This window comes from Streptomyces sp. NPDC008238, assembly GCF_042956445.1.
Lineage (GTDB): Bacteria > Actinomycetota > Actinomycetes > Streptomycetales > Streptomycetaceae > Actinacidiphila.
Window position 1 is genome coordinate 1 of sequence record NZ_JBIBGK010000019.1, and the last position, 13,542, is coordinate 13,542.

Consider the following 13,542-nt stretch of genomic DNA (forward strand, 5'->3'; position numbering starts at 1 on the left):
GTCGAATCGTCCGAGTAGCCCACTACGAGGACGACTCTCCGCCTTGCGATGCACCGCACCTGGGGGCACCTCCCGGCGCAAGCCGGGGGAGCCGCGGGACCCGCCCTCCGGGCGGTGGGGGCACCTCCCAGCGCCGGCTGGGGGAGCTCATGTGACGACACGCCCTAGGACCTCGTCCCGCGCGGGCGGAACGGCCGCGGACGCCGCGGCACGGCGCCCCGCGGGCTGCCGGCGGGCCCGGCCCGCCCCGCGCCTGCGCCTGCGCCTGCGCCCGCGCCCGGGCCCGAACCCGGTCCCGGCCAACGACTTCGGAACGTGCAAGGAAAGAACGTCTCATGGCTTTCGACATCGACAAGTACACCAAGAGCTCCGCCGCGGTGCAGTGGTCCGACCTCGACTTCGACGAGTTCGAGCGGAATCCGCTGCCCGAGGAGACACTCCGCACGCTGCGCTACATGTGTGACATCGAGTACCACACGGTGTGCTACCTGCGTGATCTGCTGACGACGCCCTCCCACAACGAGCCCGCGGTCGGCGCCTTCATGACGATGTGGAACCGCGAGGAGTTCTGGCACGGCGAGGCGCTCGGGGCCGTGCTGGCGCGCCACGGCATCGTCGTCGACTTCGACGCGCTCAAGGCGACCCGCCTGAAGCTCAGTTGGAAGGACCGCCTGGGCACCGTGCAGCAGACGCTCGTGAGCCGGCTCGTCGGACACGACTTCGTGGCCGTGCACATGGCGTGGGGAGCCGCGAACGAATGGTCGGCGAACGCGGCCTACCACCGGCTCGCGGCACTCGAGAGCCACCCGGTGCTGACGCCCCTGCTGCAGCGGATCGCCCAGCAGGAGACCCGGCACGTCGCGTTCTACGCGTCGCAGGCGCGCGACCGTCTCGCGGCCAGCAAGAAGGCCCGTGTGATCGCCCGCATGGCGCTCGAGAAGGCGTGGGGGCCCGTCGGCTCCGGCGTCATGCCCGAGAGCGAGGTCAAGCACGTCATGACGCACCTCTTCGCCGGCCCCGAGGGGCGCAAGCTCATCCGTGACATCGACTCCCACATCGCGAAACTGCCCGGCATGGACGGGCTGCGCATCGTCGAGGAGTCCATGGACCAGCGCGGCATCGCCGCATGAGCCCCGCCCCGGGACGCGTCCGTCCCCGCGCCGTCGCCGGACGGCACGCGACGCCGCGCGGGAGCCACGGGCACGCCACCCGGCGTGCGAAGTCACCCAGCCGAACAGGAAGGCAGACGATGCCCGCGAGAACGCGCGACCGTTTCACCTCCCGCTCCCTCGCCGTGGCGCGATTCGTGGCGCAGCGGGGGCTCTTGAAGGCCGTCGTCTGGAGCGAGACGAGCGTGACGGTCCTCGGACGGGAGCGCCTGAGGGACGTCGGGGGCCCGTACGTCGTCGTCGCCAACCACACCTCGCACCTGGACACCCCGCTCATCATGGGGGCGCTGCCCCGGCGACTGGCGCGGCACCTGGCGGTCGGGGCCGCCGCCGACTACTTCTTCGACGTGTGGTGGCGCCGGGGCCTGACCGCCCTGTTCTTCAACGCCTTCCCCGTCGACCGGACCGGCACCAACCCGCGCCGCGTCAGCGCCCGGTCGCTGCTCGACCGCGGAGTGCCGTTGCTGATCTTCCCCGAGGGCACCCGGTCCCGCGACGGATCACTGGGTTCCTTCAAACCGGGAGCCGCCGCGCTCGCCTCCTCGACCGAGGTGCCGGTGCTGGCCGCGGCGATCGTCGGCGCGCACACGGTGCACCCTTGTGGATCGAAGTGGCCCAAGCGCGGCAGGCTCCCGGTGACGGTCGTCTTCGGCGACCCGCTGACCGCCCTGCCGGGGGAGGGGGTCGGCGAGTTCTCCGAACGCATCCGCTCGGCCGTGGTCAAGCTGGCCGAGGAGCACGCCGCCCCGGGCCTCCCCGTGCACGTCGCCCCGCACCACCACGCCGCAGCCGAAGGAGAGCGCCCGTGACCGCCGAATCGACCCGCCGTACCGGGGTACCGCGCGCCGGTGAGGTGAAGCACATGAAGTGGTGGGGCTGGGGCGTCGAAGGCGTCGGCTTCCACCACGAGGACAAGCCCGGTTTCGCGCCGTTCGTACGCGCGGCCGTCGGTCTCGACCTCCGGACGGGCAAGCGCGCGGAACAGCCCGCACTCTCGGAGCTGAAGGTGCCGGACTCGCGGGCACCGGAGGAGTTCGTCGCACTCCTGCGTGACGTCGTCGGGGCGGAGAACGTCGTCACCGACGACCTGTCGCGGGTGGTGCACACCTACGGCAAGAGCCTGCGCGACCTCGTCCGCGTCAGGGCGGGCGAGTTCGCTCGCACGCCCGACGTCGTCGTCTACCCGGCCGACGAGGCCGAGGTCCAGGCGGTGGTCGACGCGGCCGTCGGGTCGGACGCCGTCATCATCCCCTTCGGGGGCGGCAGCAACATCGCCGGCAGCCTCGAACCGCACGCCGAGGAGTCACGGGTGGTCGTCTCACTCGATCTCGGCCGCCTGAACCGGGTGCTCGAGATCGACGCGGACTCCGGACTCGCGCGCGTCCAGGCGGGAGCCCTGGGGCCGGACCTGGAGTCGCAACTGAACCGGCAGGGCTGGACGATGGGGCACTTCCCCGACTCGTTCACCCACTCGACGCTCGGTGGCTGGGTCGCGACGCGCTCGTCCGGAATGCAGTCGGACAAGTACGGCGACATCGCGGACATCGTCAAGGGCCTGCGCGTGGTGCGGGCCGGCGGGGTCCTGGTGATCCGCGCCGTTCCGAGCGCGTCGACCGGGCCGAGCGTGCGGGAGATGGTGGTCGGCTCGGAGGGGCGGCTCGGTGTCATCACCGAGGTCACCGCGCAGATCCACCGGCTTCCCGAGACACGCGGCATCTACGCCTATTTCTTCAAGAACCTCGACCACGGCCTCGCCGCCATGCAGGCGATCGCCGAGAGCGACGCCTCGCCCTCCGTCACCCGCGTCTCGGACGCGCACGAGACGGGCTTCTCCCTGGCCACCAGCAAGGGGTCCAAGGGGGTCGCCAAGATGCTGCAGGCCGGCCTCATGGCCTACCTCAAGAGGCGCGGCTGGAACCTCGACGAGATCTGCCTGTCGTTCATCGGTTTCGAGGGCGGCACGGCGCACGCCAAGCGGCAGAAATCGGTCGTCGACCGGATCGTGCGCCGGCACCAGGGCATCGGCGTCGGCAAGGGACCCGGTGCCCTCTACGACCAGAAGAAGTTCGACACGCCGTACATCCGCGACTTCCTGCTCGACCACGGCGCCGCCGGCGACGTGAGCGAGACCGCCGCTCCCTGGTCGCGGCTCCGCGACCTCCACGCCGCGGTCTACGAGGCGGCCGACGACGCCTACGAGGAGATCGGCCGCAGGGGCTGGATCATGTCCCACCTCTCGCACTCGTACCACTCGGGTGCCTGTCTCTACTTCACGTTCGCCTTCGTGCTGGGCGACGACCCGCTCGGCGAGTACGACACGGTCAAGCGCGCGATCCAGCAGGCGTTCGCCGACACCGGCGGCACCGTCTCGCACCACCACGGCGTGGGCCTGGAGCACGCGCCCTGGCTGGAGGAGGACATCTCCCCGCAGGGCGTCGCGGTGATGTCGGGACTCTTCGACGCCGCCGACCCGGGAGGCAACTTCAACCCGCGCAAGATCGTGCTCTGACCGCGGCCGTGCCGGTGCCTCAGTCAGGGGCATCGGTGGGGCCGGGGGAGGGCGGCGTCCCATGGAGGTTCGCCAGCGCCTCGGCGATCTTTCCCCGGCTGGTGATGCCCAGGCGGGGATAGATCCGGTACAGATGGGCTCCCACGGTGCGGTGCGAGATGAACAGCCGCTGTCCGATCTCGCGGTTGCTCAGGCCCTTCGAGGCCAGGACCGCTATCTGCATCTCCTGGGCGGACAACTGCTCCGCGCTGTTCGCGCGCCGCCGGCCGCTCGACTCGCCGGCGGCGCGCAGCTGCTCGCGGGCCGTCCGGGCCCAGGTCTCCGCGCCGATCCGGTCGAATTCGTCGCGGGCGACGCGCAGCGGGGTCCTGGCGTCCACGTGGCGGCGCTGCCGGCGCAGCCACCGGCCGTGGTGCAGGTGCAGCCGGGCGCGGGCCGGCGCCCAGCCGGCGGGCATCGCCGCGAGGGCCTCGGCGTAGCGCTGCTCCGCCGTCTCGTCCGGAGCCAGCACCGCCGCGGTGTAGGCGTGCGCCACCACCATCATCTCCGAGGGCAGTCGCCGGGCCAGTTCCGGCAGCCGCGCCATCACCTCCCGGGCGTCCCCGACGGTGCCCGCCGCGACGGCGGCGTCCGCCAGGTCGGGGGCGAGCAACCAGCGGCTCACCGAGTGGTGGTGCGGGTCGGCGGGGTCGAAGGCGCGCGCGAGGAGTTCGTAGGCCTCGGTGGTACGGCCGTCGGACAGCGCGAGCAGGCCGTCGACCTGCTGCGCCATCACCGCGGCGAACGGCATGCCCGGGAACAGGCGGTGGTTCCGCAGCTCCCTGATCGTCCGCGCCGCGGTCTCCGTCTCGCCGCGCAGTGCCGCCAGCAGCGCGGACGTCGCCTTCAGCCCCAGCCAGACGATCCACTCCCCGGTCTCCTCGGCCAGGACGAGCCCCTCGCCGCATTCCTGCCGGGCCCGGTCGAACTGACCGAGGTACAACCGTGGCCAACTGCCCGCCAGCGCACGGGCGAGCAGCCCGAGCCGGCCCTGCGAACGCCACACCGCGGCCGCCAGCGCCAGGTAGCGCGCGGCCCGGCTGCAGTCACCCATGACCATGGCGCCGCTGCCCAGGTAGTGCAGGACCCGGCCGTCCGCCCGGTCCGGCTCGAAGCCGTCCAGCCGCGCGAGCACCTCCGCCCCGTGACGGTACGGTTCGGTGTACGCGCGCACCGTCAGCACGAGGGGCGTGTCCGGGTCGGGGTTCCACCGCTTCAGCTCGGCAGTGGCCTCGGCGCGCACCTCCGCGTCGCCGTCCTGGAAGAAGCACCGTGCGGCGGCGCGCCACAGCAGGTCCTCCGCTATGTCCCCGGCGCCCGCGTCGTTGGCCGCGGCCGCGGCCGTGACCATGTCCTGGATCCGCCGGTGCGGTTCGTCCGGTTCGAAGGCGGCCTTGTCGGAGACGAGCAGCAGACGCGCCCGTTCCAGCGGGCCGACGGCACGCATGTCCGCCCGGTCCAGCAGCATCTGTGTGTGGACGCGGTCGTTGACCTCGCTGGACAGCTCGGCCGCCCGGATCAGCAGGCCCGTCCGGCGGTGGGCGTCGTGGACCAGGTCGGCCGCCTGGCGCAGCGCCGGGACGGCGGCGGCCGGCTTGCCGGCGGCCTGCAACGCGTCGGCGAAGTGCTCCAGCCGGTCGGCCAGTTCGTCGTCCGGACCGATCGCGGACGCGGCCTGGTGGGCGAGTTGCCGGTCGGGCGTGTCCGCCATCACCGCGGCGAGGGCGCGATGGGTGGCCAGCCGGTCGGTGACCGACGCCCGGGTGTAGATCGCCGAGCGCATGAGGGGATGGCGGAACTCCAGGGCACGGCCGACCAGGGTGACCAGACCCGCGTCGATCGCCTCCTGGAGCGCGTCCGGGGAAACGGGCGAGTCGGTCAGGTGCGTGGCGACCTTCAGCAGCCTCCCCATGGGCGCGGTCGGTTCGGCCGCCAGCGCCAGGAGGAGCGCCCGGCACTCACGGCTCGCCGAATCGGTGCGCGCCGCGAACGCGATCTCCAGTCGCTGGGTCAGCGGCAGGTCGTCCGTGTGGGCCGGCGGCATGTCCTCCAGGGCCTTGGGCAGTTCGATCAGGGCCAGCGGATTGCCCGCGGCGCGCTCCAGGACGAGTGTCCGCAGCCGGGCGGGCAGCCGGGGCGCGCCGGCGTCGAGCAGTTCGGCGGCGGCCTCCCGGCCCAGAGGCTCCAGATGGACGTCCGGAGGCGTGGCGGGGTCCGGCCGGAACGTGTCCGACGTGCGGACCCGTGCGGCGGCGACGATCAGTATCGGCAGATCACGGGTTCGCCGGGCGAGGAACCTGAGCACGTCCTTCGTGGACGCATCGATCCACTGCAGGTCGTCCACGAGCAGCAGCAGCGGCTGCCGGTCGGCGGAATCGGCGAGCAGTTCCAGCACGGCCAGTGCGACGTGGAAGACCTGCGGCTCGGTCTCCGCGGAGCCGAACGCGCGGCCCAGGGTCTCGCGGTGCGCGGGCGACAGGTCCTCGATGCCGCGGACGGCCGGCTGCAGGAGCAGCTGCAGCGCGGCGAAGGGCAGCCACTGCTCGGTCTCCACCCCTGAGGTGCGCAGGATCCGGAAACCGCCCTCGGCGGCCTCCGCGCCGAGGGCACGGAGCAGAGCCGACTTCCCGACGCCGGCGGTGCCGTGGATCAGGAACGCCGTACCGCTGCCGGCCGCCGTCTCCGCCAGCAACGCGCGCAGGTTCCGCAGCTCCTCGTCCCGGCCGGTCACCGCGTGCGGATTCATGCCGGCCCGTTCCCGGCCGCCGACGTCCTGGACCCGGCGCCGCCGTCCGTCCCGTGCTGCCCGCCGGCCCGCCTTCGGGCGGTCGCCGGCAGTGCGCGTACAGGGCTGAACATGCGGAGCTTCCTCTGATAACCGGCCACGTCCCTTCCGATGCTACCTGCGGGTGTCCGACGGGAACCCCGGCGCCTGCTCCGGTGGGACGGGCACGATGACTCGAGAATGACTCCGGTTCGCTCCCCCCGGGCGAGCGCAGGGAGGTGCGGCTCGTGCGCGGCGGGAAGCCGACGCCGGCGACCGCGCTACGACGGGCTCTTCCGGGGTGACGACTCCCCGGACCGCGCGAACACGTCCGTGTTGCCCCGGGGCGCGGACGATTTCCAGCGCCCGTACCCCGCATGACGGACCTTGTCCCGTTCCCCGCCCGCGTCCTGGGCGAGGAGATCCTCCAGGGCGGTGAGATTCCCCGACCGTGCCGCCGTCGTGAAGGTCTTGAGGAATCTCCGGTGCTCGGATCTGGATACCGGATTTCCCGGTCCGCCGAAAAGGTGCTTGCGCGCGCGGCTGACGATCTGGCGCGTGTTCGACTGGCTCATCCGGAGATTCTCGGCGATCTCGCTGTAGGGGTAGTCGAACGCGACACGGAGGACGAAGGCGGCGCGTTCCGTGGGGTTCAGCTTCTCGAGGATCAGCCGGAGGACCAGTTCCAGCGCTTCGGCCCTCTCGGCCGCGGTGACCAGGTCCAGGCCGGAGTCGATGTCCGCGGCCGCCCCCGTTCCGCCGCCGATCTCGTAGCGCAGCCGGGCGGACCGCGCCGCGTTGAGAGCCAGGCGGGTGGCGGTCCTGGCCAGGAAGGCGGGCGGGTTCAGCACTCTCGCACGATCGGTGCCCTGCCAGCGCAGCCAGGTGTCCTGGACCACGTCCTCGGCCTCGGACGCGCTTCCCAGCACGCGGCACGCGATCAGGAAGAGACGCGGGCGGAGTGCGTCGAAGTCGGCTGCGACGACCTCCAGCGAATTCTCGGGAGGTGTCTGTGAGGCGTGCATGATTCCTTCTTCTTCCCCGCGTGGATCTTTTGCTCTGTTCCGGAGTTCCGACCCGGCCGCGACGGCTCGGCGGCATTTCTGCGGGATCGGAAATTCTCCGGGCGTTTCCCTGGCATGCCGCGCATCACCGGATGCGGCCTGATCGGATGTGCGACCAGCATCGGCCGGTCCCCGGGGGCCGAACATCGGTCATCCGACTGTGCGGGGAACCGTCGGCCCGCGGCGACCGTGCAGCGCAGCCGCCCGGTGGAAGGCGTCGTGCGCGCTGCCGGAGGCGTCAGCGGCGGCGGGCGGCGGGGCGGGTGCGGGGCCGGGGGCGGAGGGCGGTCTCGAGGTCGTCGAGGGTCTCCATGAGGAGTTCGGCGCTGCGGCGGACGATGCGGTCCGCGTCAGACCGGGGCCAGGCGTCGAGGGTGGCGCGGACCGGGGCGAAGTCCGGGGAGCGCCGTTCGCGGACCGCGGTCGCGGCGTCCGCCGTGGCCGCGCGCAGGTGCCGGGCGAAGGGCGCGGCATCCGGGACGGGGGCCGCGTCGGGGGCCGGGAGGTGGGCCTCCATGAGCATGGGGACGCGGCCCATGGCCGACAGGGCCGTGTCGGCGCCGTCGGCGGCACGCCGGGACAGGCCGCGGCCCCGGACGGGTTCGGCGTCGGCGCGGGCGACCGCCTGGTCCCAGGCGAGCGCGGCCGCGCGAGCGTCCAGCAGGGCCGCCCGCACGGCCTCGCGCCGTCCCTTGGCCGGAGACGCGTGGGCCTCCATCGCTGCGGCGGCGTAGCGCCCGGTGGCCTTGATGCGGTCGGCCAGCCGGTTCCGCAGCCGCGGGGTCTCCCAGGCCGGGAACAGCGCGTACGCGGCCATCGCCAGCACCCCGCCGAGCATCGTCAGCAGCACGCGGTCGGGCACCGTCTGCGTCCAGCTGGAGCCGGCCATGCCGAGCAGGAAGACCACGTACGCCGACGCGGCCACCTGCGAGACCAGGTAGCCGGTGCGCATCAGCCCGTACATCAGGGCGATCGACACCACCGCCAGCACGGCGCAGGGGTAGGGCCCCGGGGCGAAGGACTGCATCACGGTGGTCGCCACCGTGACGCCCGCCAGGGTGCCGACGAAGCGGGCCACGCTGCGGCCGTACGTCTGCGAGAAGTCCGGCCGCATCACCAGCACCGACGTCAGGGGCGCCCAGTAGCCGTGGCCGAACGGCAGGGCCGCGCCGAGCGCGTAGCCGGCCGGGGCGACGGCGGCCAGCCGGACGGCGTGCCGGAAGACGGGGGAGTCGAAGCGGGCCTCGCGCCGCACCGTCCGCACGGCGAGCGGAAGGAGTTCGGCCACGCTGGGGCGGCGCAGGTGGGCGGTGTCGCCGCCGACCGAGCTGCCGCGTCCGGTGGCGGAGGAGACCGCCTCGCTGAGCAGCGCGACGAGCCTCAGCGCGGTGCGCCGGGCCGGGCCGGTGAGCTGCTCCTCGGGGGCGGGTTCGACGAGCACCACGGAATCCGCCTCCGGCGGTACGCGCACCGGCTGGGCCTCGCGCACGGCGCGCGCGACGGCGTCCAGCACGGAGGCCGCAGCGGCCAGCAACGCGCGGGCCCGGTCGCGCTCGGGCCCCTCGGCGGCGGCGCCGACCGCGGGATCGGCGAGCGAGGCCAGGACGGGCCGGATGCGTTCGGCCAGCACCCGCTTGCCGCGCAGCGCGGCCGGGCGCCGCCGTGCCTGCCGGTCGGTGATGACGGCCGCGCTGCGCGCGGTCATCAGCGGCTCGGGGTCGAAGGGCGCGACCGGGTCGTGCCGCAGCCGCCGCGCGTAGTCCGCCTCCGCCGCGAAGGCGTCGGCCAGCGCGTCGCGCTGCCTGCCCCAGCGACGTACCGGGAACAGCAGGATCAGCGCCGCCTGCACGACCCCGCCCGCCGCGATGACCAGGGCGTGGCCGAAGGCGCTCAGCACCGAGGTCGGCAGGGTGATCACGACCAGCATGACCGCGATGGTCAGGGACGAGACGATGCCCGCGGTGGGCCCCAGCGCCCAGGCCATGCCCGCGAGGAACGCCCAGACCGCCAGCAGCGCCACGAACATCCACCAGTGCGCCCCCGCCAGGTAGCCCAGGAAGGTGCTGACGGCCAGCCCGGCCCCGGCGACCAGCGCCAGCACCGGCCGGGGCCGCCAGCTGCGCTGGAAGGTGGCCATGCCGGAGGCGAAGGCGCCGAAGGCGGAGGAGGCGGCGACGGAGGGGGTGGCCAGCCACAGCGAGAGGCCGATGACGATGGCGACGCCCGCGGCGGCGCGCAGCGCGACCAGCGGTTCCAGCCCGGCGCGCTCGATCCGCAGCCCCTCGCGGGCACTGCGGCGCAGGGCACGCAACCAGGTCATGAGGCTGAGGATAGGACGGGTAGGACGGGGAGGGCCGGGTAAGCGCAGCGCAAGATCCGTTCCGGCGAGTCCGAGGAGGCAGAACGTCATGACCGCCCCCGCCCCCGCACACCGTGCCACGGTGCCGCCCGTGCCGCCCGCCCCGAGCCCGGTGCCGCCCTTCCCGCCGGACCCCGTGCCGCCCTCCCCGCACCCCGTCCCCGGTCCGACCCCCGACCCCGTGCCGCAGCCGCCCCCGCAGCCGGAGCCCGACCCGGAGCCGCAGCCCGAGCCGCAGCCGCTCTAGGCGGTGTCGTCACATGCCCTCCGCCAACCTTCGGCCGGGGGTGCCTCCACCCCACAGCTCCCCCGGCTCCGCTGGGAGGTGGCCCCCACGCTGCGTTGTCGCATCGTCCGAGTAGCCCACGACGAGGACGATCCTGCGCCTTGCGATGCACCGCACCTGGGGGCACCTCCCAGTGGCAGCCGAGGGAGCTCATGTGACGGCACGGCCCAGGCCCCGGCCAGGGACCGGCCGGCCCCTTGCCGGGGCCTGTTCACGGCCTGGTCGGGGCCCCGTTCCCGGCCGTCCCTGTCCCGGCGGGCACGACGTCTGGTTCAATGGATCCCATGGCCGGCCTCCTTGACACCGCGACAGGTCGCAGCGACCTCGAGCCGTTCTGGCCGTCCAGGCAGGAGTACCAGTTCGACCGGGAGTGTTGTCGCGCGGTCCCCGCGCGGACCCCGGCCCACAGCTGACGCCGTCCCCCGGTCGCCGCCCGCTGCCGGCCTCCCGGTGGTCCCGCGCAACACGTCGTCCGACGACCCTTCGCGCGAGAGCCGAGACCTGCATGTCCTCCAGCACCAGCACCCAGTCCTTCGCCCTGCCCGCCGCCAACCGTCAGCACCTGCGCGCCGTCCGCGGCGGTGGCGTCCGCACCGGTGACGTCCCCCCGGTACCGGACTTCCTGCCGCCCGGCGCGACCTGGCTGCCCGCCCCCGGCCACCTGATGCCCGCGGGCGTGGGCGGGCCGCCGATGGTCGGCTACCTCGTCCTCGTCCCCGTCGAGGGCCAGGAGCCGCCCGAGTCCCCTGCCACGGCCGCCGGCCGGCCCCCGGTCACCGTCGACGCCGAACGCCGCGTCGCGCGGGTGGCGGGCCGCGCCCTCGACCTCACCTACCTGGAGTTCGAACTGCTCGCCCACCTGGTGGCCCACCCGCAGCGCGTGCACACCCGCGACCAGCTCGTCACCACGGTCTGGGGGTACGGCCACGTCGGGGACGGGCGCACCGTCGACGTCCACATCGCCCGGCTGCGGCGCAAGCTCGGGCCCGAACACCGCGGCAGCATCGTCACCGTGCGCCGGGTCGGCTACAAGTACGCGCCGCCGGGGACCCGTTGAGCGGTGGGGCCGGGCGCGACGAGGAGAGCCGGGCGGCCTCCGGGAGCGTTCCCGGTACCGCCGGAACCCGGCTCTCCCACGCGTCACGGCAGTAGCATGTCCCCCCACCGGAGTATGGGTACGCTGTCCCCGTTCCGGTGCGGCTCGGCGCAGCGGGGAGCGGTTCCGGAGGGCGTGATGGCGGAGTCTCGGGAGTGGGCGCCCCCTGCGCCCGCGACGGTGGCCTGGCCGGCTCCCGCCGCCGCCAGCATGTCGCTCAACGACATCGGCGGCTTCGACTGGGACCTCGACCGCGACCGCATGCACCTCGACCCGAACGCCCTGCGGACGGTCGACCTGCGCCCGGAGGACTTCGACGGCGACCCGAAGGCGCTGTTCTCGCGGCTCACGCCCGACGAGGCCGGCGACGTCACCCGGACGATCACCCAGGCCCTCGGCGAGGGCCACTCCTCCTTCCTCGCCTTCAGCCGGCTCACCCGGCGCGACGGCAGGCATGGCTGGATCCGCTTCCAGGGCCGCATCGTCCGCGACGACGCCGGCCGGGCGAACCGGGTCATAGGGCTCGTCAGCGACGCGACCGACGAGATCGCCCAGGCCGCGGAGTGCCTGCGCGCGGACGGGGACCACCCGACCGAGAGCAACCTGGTCATGGAGGTCACCGCGTCGCTGGCCCGGGCGGTGACCGTGCGCGACGTGACCGCGGCCCTCACCGGGAACCGCAGGATGGACCGGCTCGGCATAGCCAGCCTCTTCCTCGGCCAGGTCGAGGCCGGCCGCGTCCACGTGGTGAGCGACGCCAAGGCCGGCAGCTGGGTGCCGTCGCTGCAGTACACCCGCATCGAGGACGAGTTCCCGATGAGCGAGGTGGTACGGACCCTCGTACCCCGCTTCATCACCTCCGGCGAGGAGTTCGCCCGGCGCTACCCCGAGCTGTGGCCGCACATCGAGCCGCTGGGGGCGTCGGCCGCCGCCTATCTGCCGCTGATAGCGCAGGGCAAGCCCATCGGCGCCCTGGGCCTGCTCTACCGGCACAAGCAGGGCTTCTCCCCCCAGGAGCGGCACCTGCTGATCGCGCTCAGCGGCAGCATCGCGCAGAGCCTGCAGCGCGCGATCCTCTTCGACCAGGAGCACGACATCGCGCAGGGCCTGCAGACCGCGATGCTGCCCCGCACCATCCCGCGCATCCCCGGCACCGAGATCGCGGTGCGCTACCGCTCGGCCCGGCTGGCCCGGGACATCGGCGGCGACTGGTACGACGTCGTGGCGATGCCCGGCGGCCGGGTCGCCGTCATCATCGGCGACGTCCAGGGCCACGACACCCACGCCGCCGCCGTCATGGGCCAGTTGCGGATCGCGCTGCGCGCCTACGCCGGCGAGGGCCACCCGCCCGCCAGCGTCATGGCGCGGGCCTCGGCCTTCCTGTACGAGCTGGACACCGACCGCTTCGCCACCTGCCTGTACGCCCAGGTCGACCCCGCCACCGGATCCGCGCTGCTGGTGCGCGCCGGGCACATCGACCCGCTGGTGCGGCAGTCCGACGGCACCGTCCGGGCGCTGCCCACCGCGGGCGGGCTGCCGCTGGGCCTGTCCGCCCAGTTCGGCAGGCCCGACTACCCCGTGACCCCCGCCGAACTCGCCCCCGGCGACACCCTCCTGATGTTCAGTGACGGACTCGTCGAGCGGCCCGGCGCGGACCTGGACGTCGGGGTGCGCCGGCTGTCCGCGGCGCTGTGCGAGGGCCCCCGCGAGGTCGGTGACCTCGCCGACCACCTCACCGCCGTCATGGCCGAGCAGGCCACCGACGACGACATGGCCCTGCTGCTGCTCCGGCGCGACAGCGACGCCTCCCCGCACCCGCCCCACCGGCTGCACCGCCACATCGCGCCCGGCGACCCGAAGGCGCTCTCCGAGGCCCGGGCCATGGTCCGCGAGGCCATGGCGGGCTGGCGCCTGCCCGACCGGGTCGACGAGGCCGAACTCGCCGCCGGGGAGCTGATCACCAACGCGCTGGTGCACACCGACGGCGGCGCCGTGCTCACCTTGCGCCTGCTGCCCGACCCGTCCCTGGCGCACGCCGTGCCGGACGTCACCCGGCGGCTGCGCATCGAGGTGCACGACCTCGCGGCGAACTGGCCGCGCCGCCGCCGGCCCGGCGAGCGTGAGGTGTCCGGACGCGGTCTGCTGCTGGTCGACCGGCTCGCGGACGCGTGGGGTGTCGAGCCGCACGGTTCCGGCAAGGCAGTGTGGTGCGAATTCCGCGACCGCAGGAGCGGTTCGGAGCCCCTCGGACACTGA

General features: G+C 73.8%; 9 protein-coding genes. 6 read left to right on the forward strand and 3 right to left on the reverse strand.

Features of this window, described 5'->3' with window-relative positions; genetic code table 11:
* Positions 1-335: 335 nt before the first annotated feature.
* The 3 genes from ACFZAU_RS29730 (at position 336) to ACFZAU_RS29740 (ending at position 3,678) form a co-directional block, all read left to right on the forward strand.
* Positions 336-1,130, forward strand: coding sequence for a ferritin family protein (locus tag ACFZAU_RS29730; RefSeq protein ID WP_500554678.1), 795 nt, complete (start codon positions 336-338; stop codon positions 1,128-1,130).
* 119 nt (positions 1,131-1,249) lie between these two features.
* Positions 1,250-1,978: a lysophospholipid acyltransferase family protein gene (locus tag ACFZAU_RS29735; protein ID WP_499600656.1), complete on the forward strand. Its 729-nt coding sequence runs from the start codon at positions 1,250-1,252 to the stop codon at positions 1,976-1,978.
* Positions 1,975-3,678 carry an FAD-binding oxidoreductase gene (locus ACFZAU_RS29740; protein ID WP_500554679.1) on the forward strand — a complete coding sequence of 568 codons (1,704 nt, stop codon included), beginning with the start codon at positions 1,975-1,977 and terminating at the stop codon, positions 3,676-3,678. The genes ACFZAU_RS29735 and ACFZAU_RS29740 overlap by 4 nt, the downstream gene beginning before the upstream one ends.
* A gap of 19 nt (positions 3,679-3,697) precedes the next feature.
* Here the strand turns inward: ACFZAU_RS29740 and ACFZAU_RS29745 are convergent, their stop codons facing one another.
* From ACFZAU_RS29745 to ACFZAU_RS29755, 3 genes are all read right to left on the reverse strand, one after another.
* The gene (locus tag ACFZAU_RS29745; protein WP_500554680.1) at positions 3,698-6,463 is read right to left on the reverse strand and encodes an ATP-binding protein; all 2,766 of its coding nucleotides are present in this window, start codon (positions 6,461-6,463) and stop codon (positions 3,698-3,700) included.
* A gap of 299 nt (positions 6,464-6,762) precedes the next feature.
* Positions 6,763-7,506 (reverse strand): sigma-70 family RNA polymerase sigma factor, encoded by a 744-nt coding sequence (locus ACFZAU_RS29750; protein WP_500554681.1) that lies wholly within the window; start codon positions 7,504-7,506, stop codon positions 6,763-6,765.
* Between the two features lie 277 nt (positions 7,507-7,783).
* A complete protein-coding gene (locus ACFZAU_RS29755) occupies positions 7,784-9,865 on the reverse strand; it encodes an FUSC family protein (RefSeq protein ID WP_500554682.1) in 2,082 nt (693 codons plus the stop codon).
* An 88-nt stretch (positions 9,866-9,953) separates the two neighbouring features.
* Between ACFZAU_RS29755 and ACFZAU_RS29760 the strand changes: the two genes are divergently transcribed.
* From ACFZAU_RS29760 to ACFZAU_RS29770, 3 genes are all read left to right on the forward strand, one after another.
* Complete coding sequence (locus ACFZAU_RS29760) at positions 9,954-10,151, forward strand: hypothetical protein (protein WP_499600644.1); 198 nt, start codon at positions 9,954-9,956, stop codon at positions 10,149-10,151.
* A gap of 544 nt (positions 10,152-10,695) precedes the next feature.
* Complete coding sequence (locus ACFZAU_RS29765) at positions 10,696-11,247, forward strand: winged helix-turn-helix domain-containing protein (protein WP_500554683.1); 552 nt, start codon at positions 10,696-10,698, stop codon at positions 11,245-11,247.
* Between the two features lie 177 nt (positions 11,248-11,424).
* Positions 11,425-13,542 carry a SpoIIE family protein phosphatase gene (locus ACFZAU_RS29770; RefSeq protein WP_500554684.1) on the forward strand — a complete coding sequence of 706 codons (2,118 nt, stop codon included), beginning with the start codon at positions 11,425-11,427 and terminating at the stop codon, positions 13,540-13,542.